Below are 17676 nucleotides of genomic sequence, written 5' to 3'. Positions count from 1 at the left end.
AATCAGTAAATAATAAAAACGCTCCTAAATTAGGAGCGTTTGACGTTAAATATCGTTATTACGAATTAGCAGTTTAATCTAGCCCTATAATGTACAAAGCTTCACGGTTATAAACTGGTGCCCATGACGGTGCTGCCATTTCTTGTTTGATGAAACCACGGTTAATGTACCAACGCGTATTTATATCGACCACATCACCAACAAAGACTTTCTCGGTTACTCGGCAAGCATCAAATGTACCGGCTTCAACAGTAACAGACTCTTTACCTTCATAGGTTTCAGAGTAATTAATGACGTTACGCTCAAGCTCGTTAAAAGAGCCTCCAACCAAATCTAAGTTCTTAAGTGAAACGAGTGATACTTTCTCGTACGAGTCGGCATAAACGTAATTAAGAAGCTTAGATGAGCTTAATTTCTTCGCTGGTAATGTTGCCTTTAAACTACCCCACCAACCAAAAGAACCGTCAGGGTTTAACCCCTCTTCACCATAATGGTAATCGGCATCGTGATATAGCTCTTCCATTGCTAGTAAGTTGAAATCAGCATCATGAGATTTAAATAATGTTTTATCTAAACTCCCATCTGTAGCTGCAATCCAAGCAGGCATATCATAAATGTTGGTATACGCACTCGCCCATGAGAAGTTATTTCCCATGTATTCCATCGTTTCAATATACTCAGTTAACGCACCATCATTAACCAAGAAACTGATTTTTGTGCACCATAAGTAATCGTATGACCCGACTCTAGAACATAACTTGCATCCTCTAGACTTGCTAAACACGCGTTAAACGTAAGAGCAGTCGGTAAGCTGTCTTTAAGGAACTGAAGTGTATTTGCACCAAACACGTACTCTTCTTCAATTTGAAGCGATATTTCACCTGCAACACGCACAAAACCATCAACGACAGTTAGATACAAACTGCCATCATCTCGATTAAAGTTGTTCCATGTAATATCGTCTCGATTCATTAACGCTTCAGGCGCAATGACTTTTCTTAATACTTTGCCGTGATGATTAATGTCGCTCCATTGACCTACAGCGATAACCTCTGATACGGGGTTCATGTAGTCCCATGTATAAAAGTTAACGACACCACCAGCAACGATTTCAACTAAAATCCCACCATTTGATATACCAGCCATGATTGCCGTTGCGTTTACGTCACCATCCGCTACGTCTTTAAATATTTGATCAAGTGATGTGGCAGGCGTTCCCGGACCAACTCCAGTTTCAACAGCAACCGAGTTACACATTCCGCCACGCTCTGCTTTTTGCTCTTCAGTACACCAATTACCTTCATTAAAGGTGTAATAAGATTCCACCTCTGGCTGCATTTTTAAATTATATGCGTAAGTACCTTGAGGGAAATCGAGAGTTTCTGAATAAAGGCTTGTCCAAACACCATCATCAGCGGTTTTCGCTAAAATCTTTTTAACATTCAGGCCAGATACATCCACTTTTTTCATGTTAGCTTTAAGAGATAAATCTCGAGTTGCCGTGACTAGTGTCTCAGCTCCATCTGGTCTTGATTCAATAGTAACAATTGTGTCGTCAGCAGTAACCCAGCCATCCGCAGTCAGCGCTCGTTGAAGGTTAACCGTCGAGTCTGCAACTTGCAGTTCAAAACCATCGAAATCGGCATTAGAGAAGTATGTTTCTTCATCTACATTGTTATCACTGTCCTGACTAATAACTCCGTATTCTAAGCGTGGTGCGATACCGCTGTTGCTGCCTAACCAAAGTAAGCCTTCATTCCCTGCTAACTCTGCAACGCTTGCTTTTTTCGAACCAAGAGCGGCATTATTTACATCCACTTTGTCTTGCAAATTTTCAGTGGTGATATTAATACTTCCATCTTTAACGGCACTAGCTACATTGCTGACATCGAATCCATCACCGGCAGCTTGAACACTAGAGACAATGTTAGTCACTGCATTGTTTACTTCTTCTGTAATGACATTCATTAACTCTTTGTCTGAAATGCCATTTTGTGCGGCCGAATTTTTTAGCTCATCGAATTTATCCGCTAAAATAGTCGCCGTAACTTGAGCGACTTTATGCAGTTTTTCAAACTCTGCTTTTTCGGCATCACTTAATGTATTGTTCTGCTTTTCTGCAATGTAGTCTTTTGTGATATCGAGTTCTGTTCCCAGTTGACTTTGAACAATCTCAACCGCCTCTTCAGGCGTACTTCCCTTTTCAATTTGATTTTGAACGAATGTACTCACCGGACTGACAAAATCCGATCCCGCAGGAGCCGTCAATGAATAACCTTTAGTGAGTACGACTCCTGGTGCATCACTATCAATGGTTTGATTAGCAATAACTTCAACAAGTAAAGGATGAAGCTCCAATTGTTTTTGAGTGACATCAAGAGTAAATGAACCGTCTTCATCTGTAGTTGCTGAAGGTTCATTATCATCACAGAATTTATTGTTATTTAAATCCAAGCAGACATTTGCGTATTGTAAGTAACCATCTGCTGCTTTACCGACATGAGCAACGTTACTTTCATTTGGTGTGGTTGTGCCACTATCTGATGAAGAATCTCCACCACAAGCTGACAATGACAAGGCGATTACACTGGCCAACAACGTTTTTGGAAAATTCATAATATCTCCGTATATATTGGGTGATTTATATAGTACGGATGTATTTTTTATCAATTAAATAACATTACCAACAAAAAATAAACATCAATGCGATCGACAACACATCATAGTTTTAATTACTGTTATGTAACTCCAGCTTTATTTTTCTGTAATAAAACATTGTTAATAGCATCAATATAACCATTTGAATTTAAAGATTATTTAAATAACACATAAAAGCCACACACAATTCTGCATGTGGCTCTACATTATTGATAAACGCTATATTGCTAATTTATTGAAAGATAAACAAAACCAAATTTACTTATTTACTCAAACGGATTCACCTTCATATTACTTAAGGTAAATGCGTAAACATCAGCCATTAAATCCATGGATTTGGATATCGGCATTCCGGCACCATGACCGGCATTAACATCAATGCGGATCAACACAGGATTATCACCCGATTGTTTGGCTTGCAGCTCAGAAATAAACTTATAAGAATGAGCAGGAACAACGCGATCATCATGATCAGCAGTTGTTACCAATGTTGCAGGGTATTCAACGCCCTCTTTCACGTTATGCACTGGTGAGTAGTTTAATAGATAGTTAAACATCTCTTCACTTTGCTCTGAAGTGCCGTAGTCATACGCCCAACCTTCACCAGAAGTAAAAGTGTGATAACGAAGCATATCCAAAACACCAACCGCTGGCAGAGCAACTTTAAATAACTCTGGTCGCTGAGTCATGCACGCACCAACCAGCAATCCACCATTTGAACCACCACGAATTGCCAAATGTGATGAGTCGGTATATTTTTCTGAGATTAAAAATTCGGCAGCAGCAATAAAGTCATCAAATACATTTTGTTTTTGTTGCTGTGTTCCTGCCTTATGCCACTCTTTTCCATATTCGCCACCACCACGAATATTAGGAATCGCATACACACCGCCAAGCTCTAACCAACTGGCCATTACTCCACTAAAGTTTGGTGTTAAGCTGACATTAAAACCACCATATCCATATAGAATCGTTGGGTTACTACCATCAAGCTCAATGCCTTTACGATAAGAGATAAGCATTGGAATTTGCGTACCGTCTTTTGATGTATAAAACACTTGTTTCGATTCAAACTTCTCTGAGTCAAAAGGTGAAGCAGACGCTAAATACAGTTCTGTCTCGCCGGTTTTTACATCAAATTGATAAATCGTTGGTGGTGTAACGTAATTAGTAAAGGTAAAGAAGAGCTCAGTTTGTTCTCTTTTACCTGAGAACCCCGTAGCTTGGCCTTCACCCGGTAGTTCAATTTCGCGTAATAAATTACCTGAAAAATCGTACTGCTTCACTTGGCTAAGTACATCAACCATATAAGTTGCAAACAAGGTACCGCCGCCAACACTTATATCTAATGGCTGTGGTTGTTCAGGGATAATGTCTGTCCACTCACCGGTAACAACATCATAAGATACCACTTTGCCATTAGGTGCATTTAGGTTCGTGAACATCAGCAGGTGTGTGTCTTCATTCTCAATCACATAGGTATCTGAATCCGTATGATCAAGTACGGTTAATCGATATGAACCGTCTCTGTTTAATGGTTCGATAAACAGTTTATTACCCGATGTTGATGTAGACGCTGAGATCACCAAATACGCATCATCTTCCGTTGTATAACCACTTACATAACGGTGTTTTTCTTCTTCATTTCCGCCAAACACCAAAACATCATCGGCTTGTGGTTTGCCTATCTCATGAAAATAGAGTTTATGCTGATCTGTTCTTGCTGATAACTCACTGCCTTCTGGCTTATCATAGCTTGAGTAGTAAAAGCCTTTTGAACCTAACCATGAAATACCAGTAAATTTAGCATCGACAATTGGCGCTTCAATTTGCTCTTTGGTTTCAGCATTTAATACGATGATTTTGCGCCAATCACTGCCCGCTTCTGAAATCGAATACGCCACTAATGAGGCATCTTTTGAAAAACTAACAACACTTAAAGAAGTCGTTCCCTCTTCACTGAACGTATTTGGGTCAAGAAAAACCTCAACGTCCTTTCCTTCTTTTGAACGATACAGAACACTCTGATTTTGTAAGCCATCATTTTGATAAAAATAAGTGTATTCACCACGCTTAAATGGTTGTGACGTTTTTTGGTAATCCTGACCTTTTGCGATTAAAGATCGGATATCGTCACGAAAATCAATGTGGGAAAGGTAATTGAAAGTGACGTCATTTTGTTTATTCACCCACGCTTCTGTTTCTTCACTTCTGTCATCTTCAAGCCAACGGTATGGATCAGCAATAGCATGTGAAAAATAGTGGTCGACGGTTGAGTCTTGTTTTGTGAAAGGATAAATCATAATGCATCCCTATTTATAATTAGTTTGTGTTATCTGTTTGTAGAATACGCCCATTAAAAATAGGAATGCAACTGTTTGGTGGTTTAAGACTAGTTATTGATACCGAGAGCATTAAGGTTCAATCAAAACCAATCATTGACACTTTTTATTCGTTTAGAATGTTTATTAAACAGCGACTTTTCGTAATTTATTTTTATGATATCCAGATCACACTTTTTATAAAATAAAGAAATAAGTTTGTCGACAGATTGACAAATTCGCTCTATTTTATCGTCGATTCAGGTTAATCGTGACCTGAATATTTTTCGAGCATTACATTACTTACAAAAATACGTCCGCACACAATATTTATACTCTATTTATTTAAGTTGAACCCGTCTGAATTCCCTCAGCACGGGGAATTATTGGTGCGCGCACTTAATTAAATCTGTTTTTATTACGGACAATAAAAATGAAAAAACACTTCGAGCTTATCGATAAACCCACCTTTTTCGGCGCAATCTTACTGCTTTGTGCGGTTGTAGTTCCTTTACTGGTATTCCCAGCTGAAGGTGCCGAGTGGATTGCCGTAGCTAAAACATTTATGACCGACAAATTGGGCTTTGCTTATTTAGGGCTAGGTTTAGCGGCATTTTTCTTCATGATCTACATCGTGTTCTCTGATATCGGCCAAATCAAACTGGGTGATCCAGATGAAAAGCCTGAATTTGCACTGGCGTCTTGGCGGCAATGCTATTTTGTGGCGGTATCGGTGCCAGTATTTTGTACTGGGGTACGATTGAATGGGCATACTACTACCAAAATCCTCCGTTTCAATTAGAAGCTGGCAGTGAGGAAGCAGTACGTTGGGCGGCGACTTATGGCATTTTCCACTGGGGTCCAATTGCTTGGTGTATCTATATGATCCCTGCAATTCCAATTGCTTACTTCTTCTACGTACGTAAACAACCTGTACTAAAAGTATCTGCTGCTTTAATGCCTGTTATTGGCGAAGCAAACAGCTTTGGTAAACTGGGTAAAGTTATTGATGTACTGTTTATCTTCGGTCTATTGGGCGGCGCAGCAACAACCTTAGGTTTAGCAGCACCACTTATCAACGAAGGTATTAGCTACCTATTTGGTATTCCTGCAACAACAGGTAGCCAGATTTTAGTACTTATGGTTTGTACCGCTATCTTTGCTTACTCATCGTACATGGGTATGGACAAAGGCATTAAGATTTTAAGTAACATTAACTTCTGGGGTGCGTTAGGTTTACTGCTGTTTGTATTAGTTTGCGGTCCAACCATCTTTATGTTGGAAACAGGCTTAGACTCAATCGGTCGTATGCTATCTAACTTCTTTGTAATGGCGACATGGGCAGAACCGTTTGGTGGCATGGGTACCTTTGCGGATACGCACTTCCCACAAGACTGGACGATTTTCTACTGGGCATGGTGGTTAGTATTTGCACCAAGCATGGGTCTGTTCGTTGCTCGTATTTCACGTGGCAGAACGATTAAACAGATGGTTTCAGGTGCAGTATTCTTCGGCTCTTTAGGCTGTGCAATGTACTTCATCATTCTTGGTAACTACGGTTTATCACTGCAATTATCTGGTGAATTAGACGTTGTTGGTATTCTTAATAGCGAAGGCGCAACTCGTGCTATCTTCTCTGTTTTAGAACAACTGCCATTCAGTACTTTTGTGATTGCTGTGTTTACTTTGTTATGTGTGATTTTCACTGCGACAACGTTTGACTCTATCTCTTACATTTTAGCGTCAGTAGTACAAACGAACGTAACTGAAGATCCAATGCGTTGGAACCGTCTGTTCTGGGCTTTCACCCTATCATTCATGCCATCAGCATTGATGTTTATGGGCGGCCTAGCAACATTACAAACAGCAGCAATTGTTGGTGGTTTACCTCTATTAGTTATCGCTATCATGCTAATGATCTCTGGTGTTAAAGCAGCCATGCTGGATTTATCACACCAAGATAATTACGTTGATCCTGTTATCAACATTTCTGACTTACCAGATGTTGATCCATGGAGTAAAGAAGGCCAAGCATTGGCACGCTTTGAACAGCTACGTGATAACGCAATTGAAGCAGCTGATCTTGAGCGTGAAGCGAACGATGCTATTTGGATGCTGAAAAAACAATTACGTAAAGAAGCATTAGCTCGTGGTGAATCAAGTGTTGATTTAGGTGATGCACCTGATGAGATCATTGAAAAATTACGTCAACTAACTGATGACTCGACAAATGCTAAAGAAGCGAAATTAGCAGCGTCTGAGCTTGCTCAAGAAGCACGTGTTGCCTTTGATGCACTGATGCGTCAGAAAGTTGAAGAAGAAGCACTACAAGCAAATGAAGAAGCAAAATTGGCGATTAAAACAAGATTGAACACGCCAAGCTAATCTTGCATTAACTCAAATGCTAAATATGAAAAAACCGCTGAACTTCCAGCGGTTTTTTATGTCAATGTAACGAATTATCAGCTCTATTTATTCAAAGAACGCTGGATGATAGTTAACTTCACCCTGAGGCATTTCAATTTCTTTTAATGGCAGACTTAAGAAATACTCAGCAGGTACGCCTTCGAGTATTAATTTTTCATCCGATTTAAAGCCAAAACGTTGATAATATTCTGGCTCACCAAGTAACACAGCCCCTTCCGCACCTTGCTCGATTAATTGTTCAAGACCTAGACGAATTAAACGTGAACCAATACCTTCACTTTGATGCTCAGGTAATACCGAAACAGGCCCTAAACCGTACCATTTCGAGTCCTTGCCATTAATTAATACAGGTGAAAATGCAATATGCCCAATGATGGTGTCACCCTTCTCAGCCACAAGTGACAGAGTAAGTGCATTATTCTCACGTAATCGTTCAATGATTTTATGCTCTGTTGGTTTTACACCCGGAGCATGATGCGGATGGTTTTCAAACGCTTTATAAGTTATGTTTTCAATTGCTTTATGATCGGATTCTTTTTCTATTCTAAATTTCATGTCTATCTCTAATGTTTTAAACCGTTTTGAAGGCGCACCACTTCAAATAAATCATTTCTTCATTTGAAATAAAACGCCTTCCGTTTACTTGATAAAGCATAGACTATGAAGCTTTAGACAGGTCAATAGATATTTTTATTAAAAATGCTGTTCAATTTTTTTATAAGATAAATTTGGCTCTAATCCAAAATAGTCTTTTAGTGCCTTAAAATAGGAAGTTTCATCCGCTAATGTAATTTGCTGAATTACTCCATTTTTCTTTATTTTTAATTGTTGATTCGACAAGGTATTGATTCCCTCTGGTGTCGATAACGCAGCAATCACTCCTGAAGTAAAAACAGAATCAAGGTGTGTTGAAGAGAAATGATTTGCATACTCTAAATCGCCTTTACACACATAACCCATATCTAAGCTATAGAGGCTCAGCCATTCGTCAGATTCTTTAACTTGCAGCAAAACACCGTAATCTTCATCACGAAGAAAACGAAAAACTTGAAGATCCGTCGCCAACTCTTTATCAAACTCAATAGGTAATGGTTCTCTCGGTGTAAACGTGCCAAAACCAGCATCAACCAACCATTGCTGACCGTTGAGCATCACCAAGGTTACTCTATGTCCCCGCCCTGTTGGTTCAGGAGATAAATGAACTCTTCCTAATAGAACTCTTGCTTCAAATCCTAAGGCATTTAACACAGTGAAGAGAAGTCCATTTAATTCATGACAATATCCACCTCGTTTGTTGTTAACAAGTTTTTCGTAAATTACCTCATCAGCTAATTGAATGGATTGGCCATTTACAATATCAATATTCTCAAAAGGAATCGTTCTATGTTGAGCACGATGAATCATTTTAAGGTTTTCAATAGTTAATGCCGTATCCTTAGGTAAGCCAATACGGTTAAAGTAATGAGTTAACATTTCTTGATTCATTTCATGTCCTTGTGTCTAACTTAAGTGATATCTCTAAATTAATAACGTTATAACTATAGTTAAAGAAGCTACCTCATTCCTAATACTATCGCAGCAATACCTGAGATAGAACACATCACTAGTGATACTTTTCTGATGGTGCTTTTATCGATTTTATCCACTACTTTCATTGCGACCAGATAACCGATAACCGAAGCGGGAAGTAATGGCAGCGTAAGATATAAATGATTCAAGCTCATGTATCCTGCAGGTACTTGCACAGCAAGAGAAATAAAACTACTCACAACAAAGAAAGCAGATAAGTTAGCTCGAATAAGGTTCGCTTCTTGATGCTGTAATAACAAGGCCATTGGAGGGCCTCCAATACCTGAACTGGTGCCAAATAGACCAGAGAAAAACCCTGCAATCGTCATTCTTGAATTATTTGGTTCAATACGAAATGGAAGCAGACTAATCGCAACAGCAAGTAATACAACCACACCAATCCAAAGAGACAGCAGTTTTGCATCTACGTAATAAAGCAGTAAACCTCCGAATACAGAGCCGGGAATCCGACCTAAAAATGCGTACCCTAAGCCTCGAAAAGACACATTCGCTTTATGTTTATAGGCATTAATAATGGATAAGAATAAACCGACAATCACTATTGGGGCAGGAACGTAATCAGGAGAAATTAAAAATAGCAGTGGCGCAGTAACAATAGCAAGTCCAAAACCAATCGCACTTTGGACAAATGATCCTATAAAGATAAGAAACATTGCAGATAATAAACCAAGATCCATCAAAGTCGGCTCCATAAAAAATGCCTTCTGAATAAAGGCTAAACAGAAGGCATTATGAACCAGATTTAATTACTGAAACAGTAAAATCAAATAAATGAATCTAAATCACTTATTCTACTGATTGTAGGGTTTCCCAAGTAACTTCACACTCGCCCTGCTCAGTTGAAATAAATGCAGAGTCACCTGTGATCATCACTGAAATATCCATAGTTCTTTGCAGTAATGCGGCAAACGCTTGAATTTGTTCCCAATCAAAACGAACAACATCAACTGAATAAGGAGCAAATTTACTTTGGTTTTGTTTCCACCACACTTCTGATTTTGAATTGAAGCTGTAGACCTTAGTTTCTTTTGACTGACGCGTTGCTTTTTTTATACGATCCGCATCTGGTTCACCCGCATCGATCCATAATGAAATCGTGTCATCATATTCACGAACCCAAATATCAGGTTCGTCAACTTCTGATAATCCTTTCGTAAAGGTTAGACTTTCTCTTGCATTTAAACAAAATGCTAATACACGCGCCATCATGCGCTCAGTGTTTTCTGAAGGGTGCTGAGCAATCGTCAGATTCAATGAATCATAATGATCACGATTCATGTCTGTTAAAGCGACGCGAAATTTATAGATGGTTGGTTTAAGAGCCACAGGCTTTCCTAACAATATGAGAATTGCATGCATTGTACCCTTTTCTTGTTGCTATACCAGAGGTGTCTGATTTTTCATAAAAAAGGCCTCACAGTGGTACCTGTGAGGCCTTAGCGTACTTATAGGGGAAAGTACTTTTTATTCGTTAATTTATTCTATGAACTCGTCTCTTAGCTTAAATCAACATTCTTTGTTCCGAAGAACCAAGTTGCAAGAAAGCCAGCGACGTATGAGATTACCAAACCTGCTGCAAAGACTAGCATTCCGGCAAAGATACCTGCGTTAGATGTCATAAGAGGTAGAGCAACGATACCTGATGGACCAAATACAGTATTCAAACCTACTGGTAAGCCCATGTATGAAACTAAGCCGATAAAGAAGCCACCTGCTGCACCACCTACACAAGCAGTGATAAATGGTTTCACTCGTGGAAGTGTTACACCGTAAATAAGTGGCTCACCTATGCCTAAAAAGCCTGGGATAATAGAACCTTTTACTTGAGTACGTAACAACGCGTCTTTATTTGCTTTTGCATACAGAGCCAATGCCGCACCCACTTGACCTGCACCTGCCATCGCAAGGATTGGGAACAGTGAGTTAAAGCCTTGTGCATCCATTAGAGCAAAGTAAACCGGTACAAAGCCTTGGTGAATACCAAACATTACTGAGATTAAAAACAGACCCGCAAGAATTGCACTACCAATTGGGTTGCCGTTTAAGTTCATGAATAACCATGACATACCTTGGAATAACACACCACCTATCGGCATGATAACCACAAAGGTAACCGCACCCATAATAAGTAACGTCACAACCGAAGTTAAAATCATATCTAGGTTATCAGGCATGTATTGGCGAACTTTCTTCTCAACGCCAGCACCTATAATAGCGGCAATCAATACACCAATAATGTTACCTCTTGGGTCAATACCATGACCAAAGAAGTCCGTCATACCAGAATAAATACCAGAGGTTGCATCAGGGTTATAACCAAGTACAAACAATGACGCTAGGATCGCACCATTTACACCTGAACCACCAAATGCTTGTTGTGCATTGTAGCCAATTAAAATACTTAAGAAGCTGAATAAGCCTTTACTAAAGACTTTCATATAAAGAATTAAATCCACCAGATTCGCATTTGGTGACTCATTACCTATGATATAAATTTGATCAAGTAAAGTGGCGAAACCAAGTAACAGACCAGCAGCAATGAACCCCGGAATTAATGGAGTAAAAATGGTAGCAAACTTGCTCAAAAAACGTTGTGCTGCGCTGGTTTGTTTTTTCTTCAATTTCTGTTTATGTTCTGATGCAACGTCTTTTAAATCTCGGCTTTCGGTCGCTGTTGAAGCAGAGTTATCTTCCTCTCCTTCCATCATTTCATTCATCATCTCAGCTGCTGTTTGTGCTTTACCTGGGCCTAATACGATTTGAAATTGATCATCACTCTCAACAAGCCCCATCACACCTGCAATGCGTTTAATTGTATCTCTATCTGCTAAATTATCATCATGAAGGGTAAGGCGCAGACGTGTCATACAGTTTCCACACTTAATGACATTTGATTTGCCACCAATTGCGGTCAGTATCTCTTGAATCATGGAAGTGGTTATTTTAGCCATCTTCTGTTCCTTTTTAATTTGTTCGTTGAGGTACCAACCTAGATAAAATTTGCTTCATCCAGATTGGTATAAGGCCTTGTTACCAATTACTGGTCTGAAAGTGCATTTCGAATAAAGCCATTATGTTGTGCTAATTTTGCTTTCGCACTTTGTGCATCTAACCCTGACAAGACCATTAAAATGGCTGTTTTACAGTGATTATCACATTGAGATAATGCTTCTGAAGCTTCGACTTCTGAGCAACCTGTTGCTTCAATCACAATATTTTTTTGTCGTTGAACTAATTTTGCATTGGTTGCTTCTACGTCAACCATTAGATTTCCAAATACTTTACCAGTGCGGATCATCGCCCCTGTTGTTAGCATATTCAGTACTAATTTTTGTGCTGTTCCCGCCTTCATTCGAGAAGAACCTGTCACTACTTCAGGGCCTACAACAGGTGTCATGTTAATATCTGCAAGCTCTGTCATTGGGCTATTTGGATTACAACTTAGTGTCGCAACCGTTGCTCCTACTGATTTCGCATATTCCATCGCACCAAGTACATAAGGCGTTCGACCACTTGCCGCAATACCAACTAAAACATCTTTCTCATTAAGACCGAGGTCTTGTAGATCCGATGCGCCTAATTCACGGTTATCTTCAGCATTCTCAACCGCTTTTAAAATCGCTTTGTGCCCGCCAGCAATTAAGCCGACAACTAAATCAGGGTTTGAACCATACGTTGGAGGACATTCACTTGCATCCAAAATACCTAAACGCCCTGAAGTACCCGCACCTGTGTAAATCAAACGACCGCCAGATTGAAAAGCAACGGCAATAGCATCAACAACATCTGCAATTTGAGGAAGAATCGCTTCAACAGCCAATGCAACTTTTTGATCTTCTTGGTTAATAACGGTTAGCATTTCTACCGTTGATAACACATCGATATTTTCACTCGCTTTGTTACGGCTCTCTGTTACTAATGTTGTTAAATCGATTTTCATAATCTGTACTCTTTAAAAGTTAAATGCTTAATTTTGATGCTTGCTATCATAAAGAATAAAAAATTCCATAAAGTGACCAAAATCACAACAAAAGTTATTCTAAACTCTCAAAATAGATGGAATAAATACATTTTAAAATTAAGTAAAAACAGTTCAACAAACAGCCTAAAGCATTTATATACAACAAGTTACAGAAAGATAAAAACAAAAGAATAATATAAGCAAATTTGGAATAATTAATTCGATAAAAATGAGATGGAATGAATATTTTAGAAAAGATACAGAACCAAAGAAGCAATTTATCCTCAAACGGGATTAAAATTTTGGACTTTATTCTTGATGATCCAGCTTCAATCAGCTCCTATTCGAGCCAAGCTCTTGCCGCTAAAGTAGGCGTATCGCAATCAAGTATTGTGAAACTTACTCAACGGCTCGGGTTTAAAGGATTTACGGCATTCAAGTTAGCGATTATTGAAGATCTTGGTCGAAAACAAGCGATCCTCGAACCTGAGCGCCCTATCCATAACAAGATCAATAGTGACGACTCCTCTCTAACCATTGCTCAAAAGTTAGTACAAGAAAAAACTCACGCACTGATTGCTACGACAAACGCGATTAATTTCTCTGAATTTGAACTCATCACAACTCTGCTTAACCAAGCGCAACGTATTCAAATTGTGGGGATTGGTGGCTCCGCATTAACAGCGAAAGATCTGGCCTTCAAATTACTGAAAATTGGAATGACGGCACTGACAGAGCAAGATAGCCATGTACAAATAGCAACGGCAAATACCTTAACCAAACAAGATGTTCAAATCGTTATCTCATATTCTGGTAGTCGAAAAGAAATCCTAATGGCTGCACAAACAGCAATGGATAAAGGAGCAACGGTGATTGCGTTAACAAGTACAAAGAAAAGCCCTCTACGTAAGTTGGCTAACTTTTGTATTGATACTATTGCAGATGAAAGACAATTTCGTAGTTCATCCATTTCATCAAGAACCGCTCAGAATGTCATCACGGATTTACTCTTCATGACGTTGTTACAAATAAAAAGTGATAAAGCTAAGCTGTTGATTGATGAAATCTCATCTACTATGAATAGGATCTAATATAACTAACAGTCAATATAAGCTGTTATACCACTTATAACCTTTTTTCATGACATTTATTGCTAGACTTTATAAATGTATTCAAACGATACAAACATTAGGTGAATAATAATATGAATAAGAAAAAACTCTGTGCCCTAGCAGTCTTATCTGGCTTATCCTTTTCAGCGATGGCTTTAGATTGTGACCCAAATCTACTACCTTCATGGCAAGATGGAGCAAGTAAAACAGCAATCGTCAACTACGTTGATCAATCTACGGATGCTTCAAAAAAAACCTTTATTCCTGAACAAGACCGTATTGCTGTCTTCGATAATGATGGAACATTATGGTCAGAAAAACCTTACTATTTTCAGCTAGCATTTGCGCTAGACCAAGTAAAGAACATGGCAAAAGAGCATCCTGAATGGAAAACACAAGAACCATTTAAATCTGTTCTAAATAATGACATCAAAAACGTGTTTGCTGGTGGTGAAAAAGCCCTACTCGACATAGTTACAGCAACTCACAGTGGCATGACCGTTGAAGAATACCAACAAACTGTCGCACAATGGTTAGAAGTAGCAAAAGACCCACATTTTAATAAAGCCTATACTGAGCTTACTTACAAACCAATGCGTGAAATGGTCACTTACCTACAAGATCATGACTTTAAAGTTTATATCGTTTCTGGCGGTGGCGTTGATTTCATGCGTACATGGGCACCAGAAGTGTATGGTATTCCTGAAGAGCAAATCATTGGTAGCGCATTAAAATACAAATACGATTACAACAACGGCAATCCAACGGTCACTAAACTAGGTGAAATCCTGACCATTGATGACAAAGCAGGTAAGGTTGAAAATATTCAACACATCATTGGTAAGAAACCAGTATTAGCCATTGGTAACTCAGATGGTGACCATGCAATGATGCAATGGGCAACTAGCCAGCCAAATTCAATGGCGATGATCGTTCATCACACAGACGAAGCTCGTGAATGGAAATACGATCGTAAATCAAGTGTTGGCCATTTAGATAAAGCGATGGATGAAGCTAACCAGCGTGATAACTGGTACTTAATCGATATGAAAAATGAGTGGTGTACTGTTTACTAACGCTTTCACATTTCAATAATAAAGTCCAAGTGTTAACGCACTTGGATTTTATCGTTCCATCACGCTAATAATTCGCTCTACTAGAATCGTTAATGCTCTAGGTTGATATTTTCGTTGTTTATATACTAAATAGGATTGCCTTGGCGGAAACGAGTAATCAGGAAAGATCTCAACTAAGTCCATATCAGAAGTAACAAGGTGTACTGGTAATCGAGCAGCCCCTAACCCTTTAACCGTTGCATGAAGTACTTGGTCAAGATCATTCACCTCTAACCTAGGACGCACATGTATTTCCTTTAAGATTTGCTTCTCATCTGTATAAATCAGATTTTTCTGATCATTCAATCGAATCCAATCCAACTCTTCAATATTCTTTGTTTGATTATGTTCCCAATAAGATTTGGTCACAAATACACCGTGCTTTGCTAAAAACAGAGGACGAGCTATCATTCCATCGGCTCTGCTAATATCAAAAGTCAGTACTAAATCTCGATCTGTGGCTGGTAGTGTATCTTCTGCACATAGGTTGACTTCAATTTGCGCCTTTGGGTATTCCAGTAAAAAATCCACGATCAAATCACGAACATAATGATGATAAAATCGATATGGTAAAGATAAACGAATCATCCCTGTCACTTCATCAACGTGCTCATTAAGTTGATGACAGTTACTTTCTAGGTCTGAAAACTGACTTTCAAGCAATTGGTAATAGTGTTTTCCTGTTTCTGTTGGTACGAGTTCTCGTCCTCTTTTCTCTAATAAGCGAACGCCTAACTTCTCTTCCATAGATGAAATCCTGCGTGAAACCGTTGAAACGGGCACTTTCAGCTCTTTTGCCGCACTTTGTTGTGACCCAAGCTGAGCCACTTTACAAAAAAGAAATAAATCATCAATACTTCCAAATATGGAATTCATACTTCTAGAACTCATTATTTTCTATCATTAATGAAACTAATATACTCACTCTTATTAAATTTACCAATATAACTAACCGTTAATTTATTAAAAATAAGAGAGAAAAGATGAGTAGAAAACAATTTTGGGTGTCCGCCTTACTTTCGTCAGTTACCATGGCACTATTAATGTCTGGCTCTATGTCGGCAATTAGAATGGGAGGATTCAGTGTTGAGTGGGTATCAGCATGGATGAATGGCTTTACCATTGCTTGGCCTGTGGCAATTACTGCCAACCTTACCATTCTTCCTAAGATTAGAGAGTTTGCAGCATGGTTATGTCGTGATAAAACAAAAAGCAACCTAGACTTATACCAATCACAGTAATTAATCAGAAGTGGCAAAAGAAAGAGGTTTGAGGGCAAATGATTATATTAAAAACTCCACTTCACTTGCGCATACAGTAAGGTACTTGGGTTTTCACCAAATACACTATCATTCATGCCATCAAAATATTGCACAACCCCAATAAGCTGCCAGTTATCGGATAACGAATAAGTTTGGTTTAACCCTATAAAATAAGAACCATCGTCATAATAACTTCCCATGATATTCATGCGTGATAAAGAAGAGATATCAAAACCTAAGCTTGAATACCAAGTCCAGTGGGTAAAACTGAGGGTTCGCGCTGTTAATGGGAGGTTTAAATAACTCATTGCACTATCTACATCTTGTGGCTCAGATATATGCATAACAGAGCCTTGTAACACCCAATTATTCACACTGTTAAATCGATAATCCATTTCAAGGCTTGATACACTGGATGCAACAAGATCTTGGTTATCATAACGACTCTGAGTGGGTTCAAACCAACTGAATTCGCCTCTCAACCCTGCTCCATAAATATCCCCAGCAAAACCGGCACCAAGCACATAATCAAGGTGAGATTTACCTAATAGAACTTGCATGTCCCACCCTTGTTTATTAAACAGGTATCGTGTTGCATAGCTATCAAGTTCACTGTTTGAATTAGGGTTAAACACCATATCAATTGAGCTAGCAAAACCAAGTTTTTTACTTACCATTATGGCATCCGTTCCTGGACGCTCTTCATAATCAAAATCATAAATGGAATAAGAATTGAAAATGTCATTCGGATTCCAAACCGTCGTCATTCCCCAGTTGATACGGAATCGTCCAGCTCTCGCTTGCCAATCATTTTTATTCCAGTTGATATAAGCGCGATCAAACTGTGAGTTCCCCACAACGCCCTTTTTATCCAACCAGTTTTTCGATAAATCAACGTAACCCGAATCATAAGAGATGTACTCTCCATAATTAGGGTATTCAGCTGTATCACCAAACATAAGGCGGTTACGCATGCCGAGATTCACACGTAAATGATCCGAAAAACGATATTCAAAATTAAAACGCTGATGAATTAAATTATCAAAGGTAGACGGATATAAGGAGGAGTTAGGAATGGTATTGGTTGCCATGTACTTTACATAGCCATTTAAATCCCATTTTTTCTCTGGTGCAAGACCCGGGATTTCTGCTTGTATTTCATAACTAACAAACAACAAAAAAGGCATGAATAATCCGATTTTTCTCATCATATATTCACGCCTCCTTTCT

Annotated in this window: 14 protein-coding genes and 1 pseudogene; 4 read left to right on the top strand and 11 right to left on the bottom strand. The window is 38.8% G+C overall.

Translation table 11 applies throughout. From position 1 onward, the window contains the following. Positions 1-73: 73 nt before the first annotated feature. From AAFX60_006040 to AAFX60_006030, 3 genes are all read right to left on the bottom strand, one after another. A complete protein-coding gene (locus tag AAFX60_006040; protein ID XDF78683.1) occupies positions 74-703 on the bottom strand; it encodes a hypothetical protein in 630 nt (209 codons plus the stop codon). Continuing rightward, on the bottom strand, positions 682-2616 hold the full coding sequence (locus AAFX60_006035) for a hypothetical protein (GenBank protein ID XDF78682.1): 1935 nt from the start codon (positions 2614-2616) through the stop codon (positions 682-684). Before AAFX60_006035 ends, AAFX60_006040 begins: the two co-directional genes overlap by 22 nt. Before the next feature lie 308 nt (positions 2617-2924). Then, complete coding sequence (locus AAFX60_006030; GenBank protein XDF78681.1) at positions 2925-4961, bottom strand: prolyl oligopeptidase family serine peptidase; 2037 nt, start codon at positions 4959-4961, stop codon at positions 2925-2927. A gap of 451 nt (positions 4962-5412) precedes the next feature. Here AAFX60_006030 and AAFX60_006025 point away from each other — a divergent pair. Next, positions 5413-7364 (top strand): annotated as a pseudogene (locus tag AAFX60_006025) (BCCT family transporter). Positions 7365-7451: 87 nt separating this feature from the next. Here AAFX60_006025 and AAFX60_006020 read toward each other — a convergent pair. The 6 genes from AAFX60_006020 to murQ form a co-directional block, all read right to left on the bottom strand. Next, positions 7452-7961, bottom strand: a complete 510-nt coding sequence (locus AAFX60_006020; GenBank protein XDF78680.1) for an N-acetyltransferase — start codon at positions 7959-7961, stop codon at positions 7452-7454. A 138-nt stretch (positions 7962-8099) separates the two neighbouring features. Next, positions 8100-8891 (bottom strand): arylamine N-acetyltransferase, encoded by a 792-nt coding sequence (locus tag AAFX60_006015; GenBank protein ID XDF78679.1) that lies wholly within the window; start codon positions 8889-8891, stop codon positions 8100-8102. Between the two features lie 68 nt (positions 8892-8959). Further along, positions 8960-9673 (bottom strand): sulfite exporter TauE/SafE family protein, encoded by a 714-nt coding sequence (locus tag AAFX60_006010; protein XDF78896.1) that lies wholly within the window; start codon positions 9671-9673, stop codon positions 8960-8962. A 109-nt stretch (positions 9674-9782) separates the two neighbouring features. Next, a complete protein-coding gene (locus AAFX60_006005; GenBank protein XDF78678.1) occupies positions 9783-10322 on the bottom strand; it encodes a YaeQ family protein in 540 nt (179 codons plus the stop codon). Positions 10323-10492: 170 nt separating this feature from the next. After that, entirely contained in the window at positions 10493-11947 is a 1455-nt protein-coding gene (murP, locus tag AAFX60_006000) for a PTS N-acetylmuramic acid transporter subunit IIBC (protein XDF78677.1), read from the bottom strand. An 86-nt stretch (positions 11948-12033) separates the two neighbouring features. Continuing rightward, positions 12034-12936 (bottom strand): N-acetylmuramic acid 6-phosphate etherase, encoded by a 903-nt coding sequence (gene murQ / locus AAFX60_005995; GenBank protein ID XDF78676.1) that lies wholly within the window; start codon positions 12934-12936, stop codon positions 12034-12036. Between the two features lie 260 nt (positions 12937-13196). Here murQ and AAFX60_005990 point away from each other — a divergent pair, with 260 nt between their 5' ends. Both AAFX60_005990 and AAFX60_005985 read left to right on the top strand, forming a co-directional pair. Continuing rightward, positions 13197-14048, top strand: coding sequence for an SIS domain-containing protein (locus AAFX60_005990; protein XDF78675.1), 852 nt, complete (start codon positions 13197-13199; stop codon positions 14046-14048). Positions 14049-14161: 113 nt separating this feature from the next. Beyond that, complete coding sequence (locus AAFX60_005985; protein XDF78674.1) at positions 14162-15145, top strand: HAD family hydrolase; 984 nt, start codon at positions 14162-14164, stop codon at positions 15143-15145. Between the two features lie 48 nt (positions 15146-15193). Here AAFX60_005985 and AAFX60_005980 read toward each other — a convergent pair whose 3' ends face one another. Beyond that, positions 15194-16060, bottom strand: coding sequence for a LysR family transcriptional regulator (locus AAFX60_005980; protein XDF78673.1), 867 nt, complete (start codon positions 16058-16060; stop codon positions 15194-15196). Between the two features lie 107 nt (positions 16061-16167). On the opposite strand from AAFX60_005980, the gene AAFX60_005975 reads away from it, so the two are divergent. After that, positions 16168-16425, top strand: coding sequence for a DUF2798 domain-containing protein (locus AAFX60_005975; protein XDF78672.1), 258 nt, complete (start codon positions 16168-16170; stop codon positions 16423-16425). A 47-nt stretch (positions 16426-16472) separates the two neighbouring features. Here AAFX60_005975 and AAFX60_005970 read toward each other — a convergent pair whose 3' ends face one another. Then, positions 16473-17657: a hypothetical protein gene (locus AAFX60_005970; GenBank protein ID XDF78671.1), complete on the bottom strand. Its 1185-nt coding sequence runs from the start codon at positions 17655-17657 to the stop codon at positions 16473-16475. Positions 17658-17676 lie beyond the last annotated feature (19 nt).

The sequence above is a fragment of the Aliivibrio fischeri genome (assembly GCA_038993745.2).
GTDB classification, from domain to species: Bacteria; Pseudomonadota; Gammaproteobacteria; order Enterobacterales; family Vibrionaceae; genus Aliivibrio; species Aliivibrio fischeri_B.
This window is presented reverse-complemented; position numbering and strand designations above follow the sequence as displayed.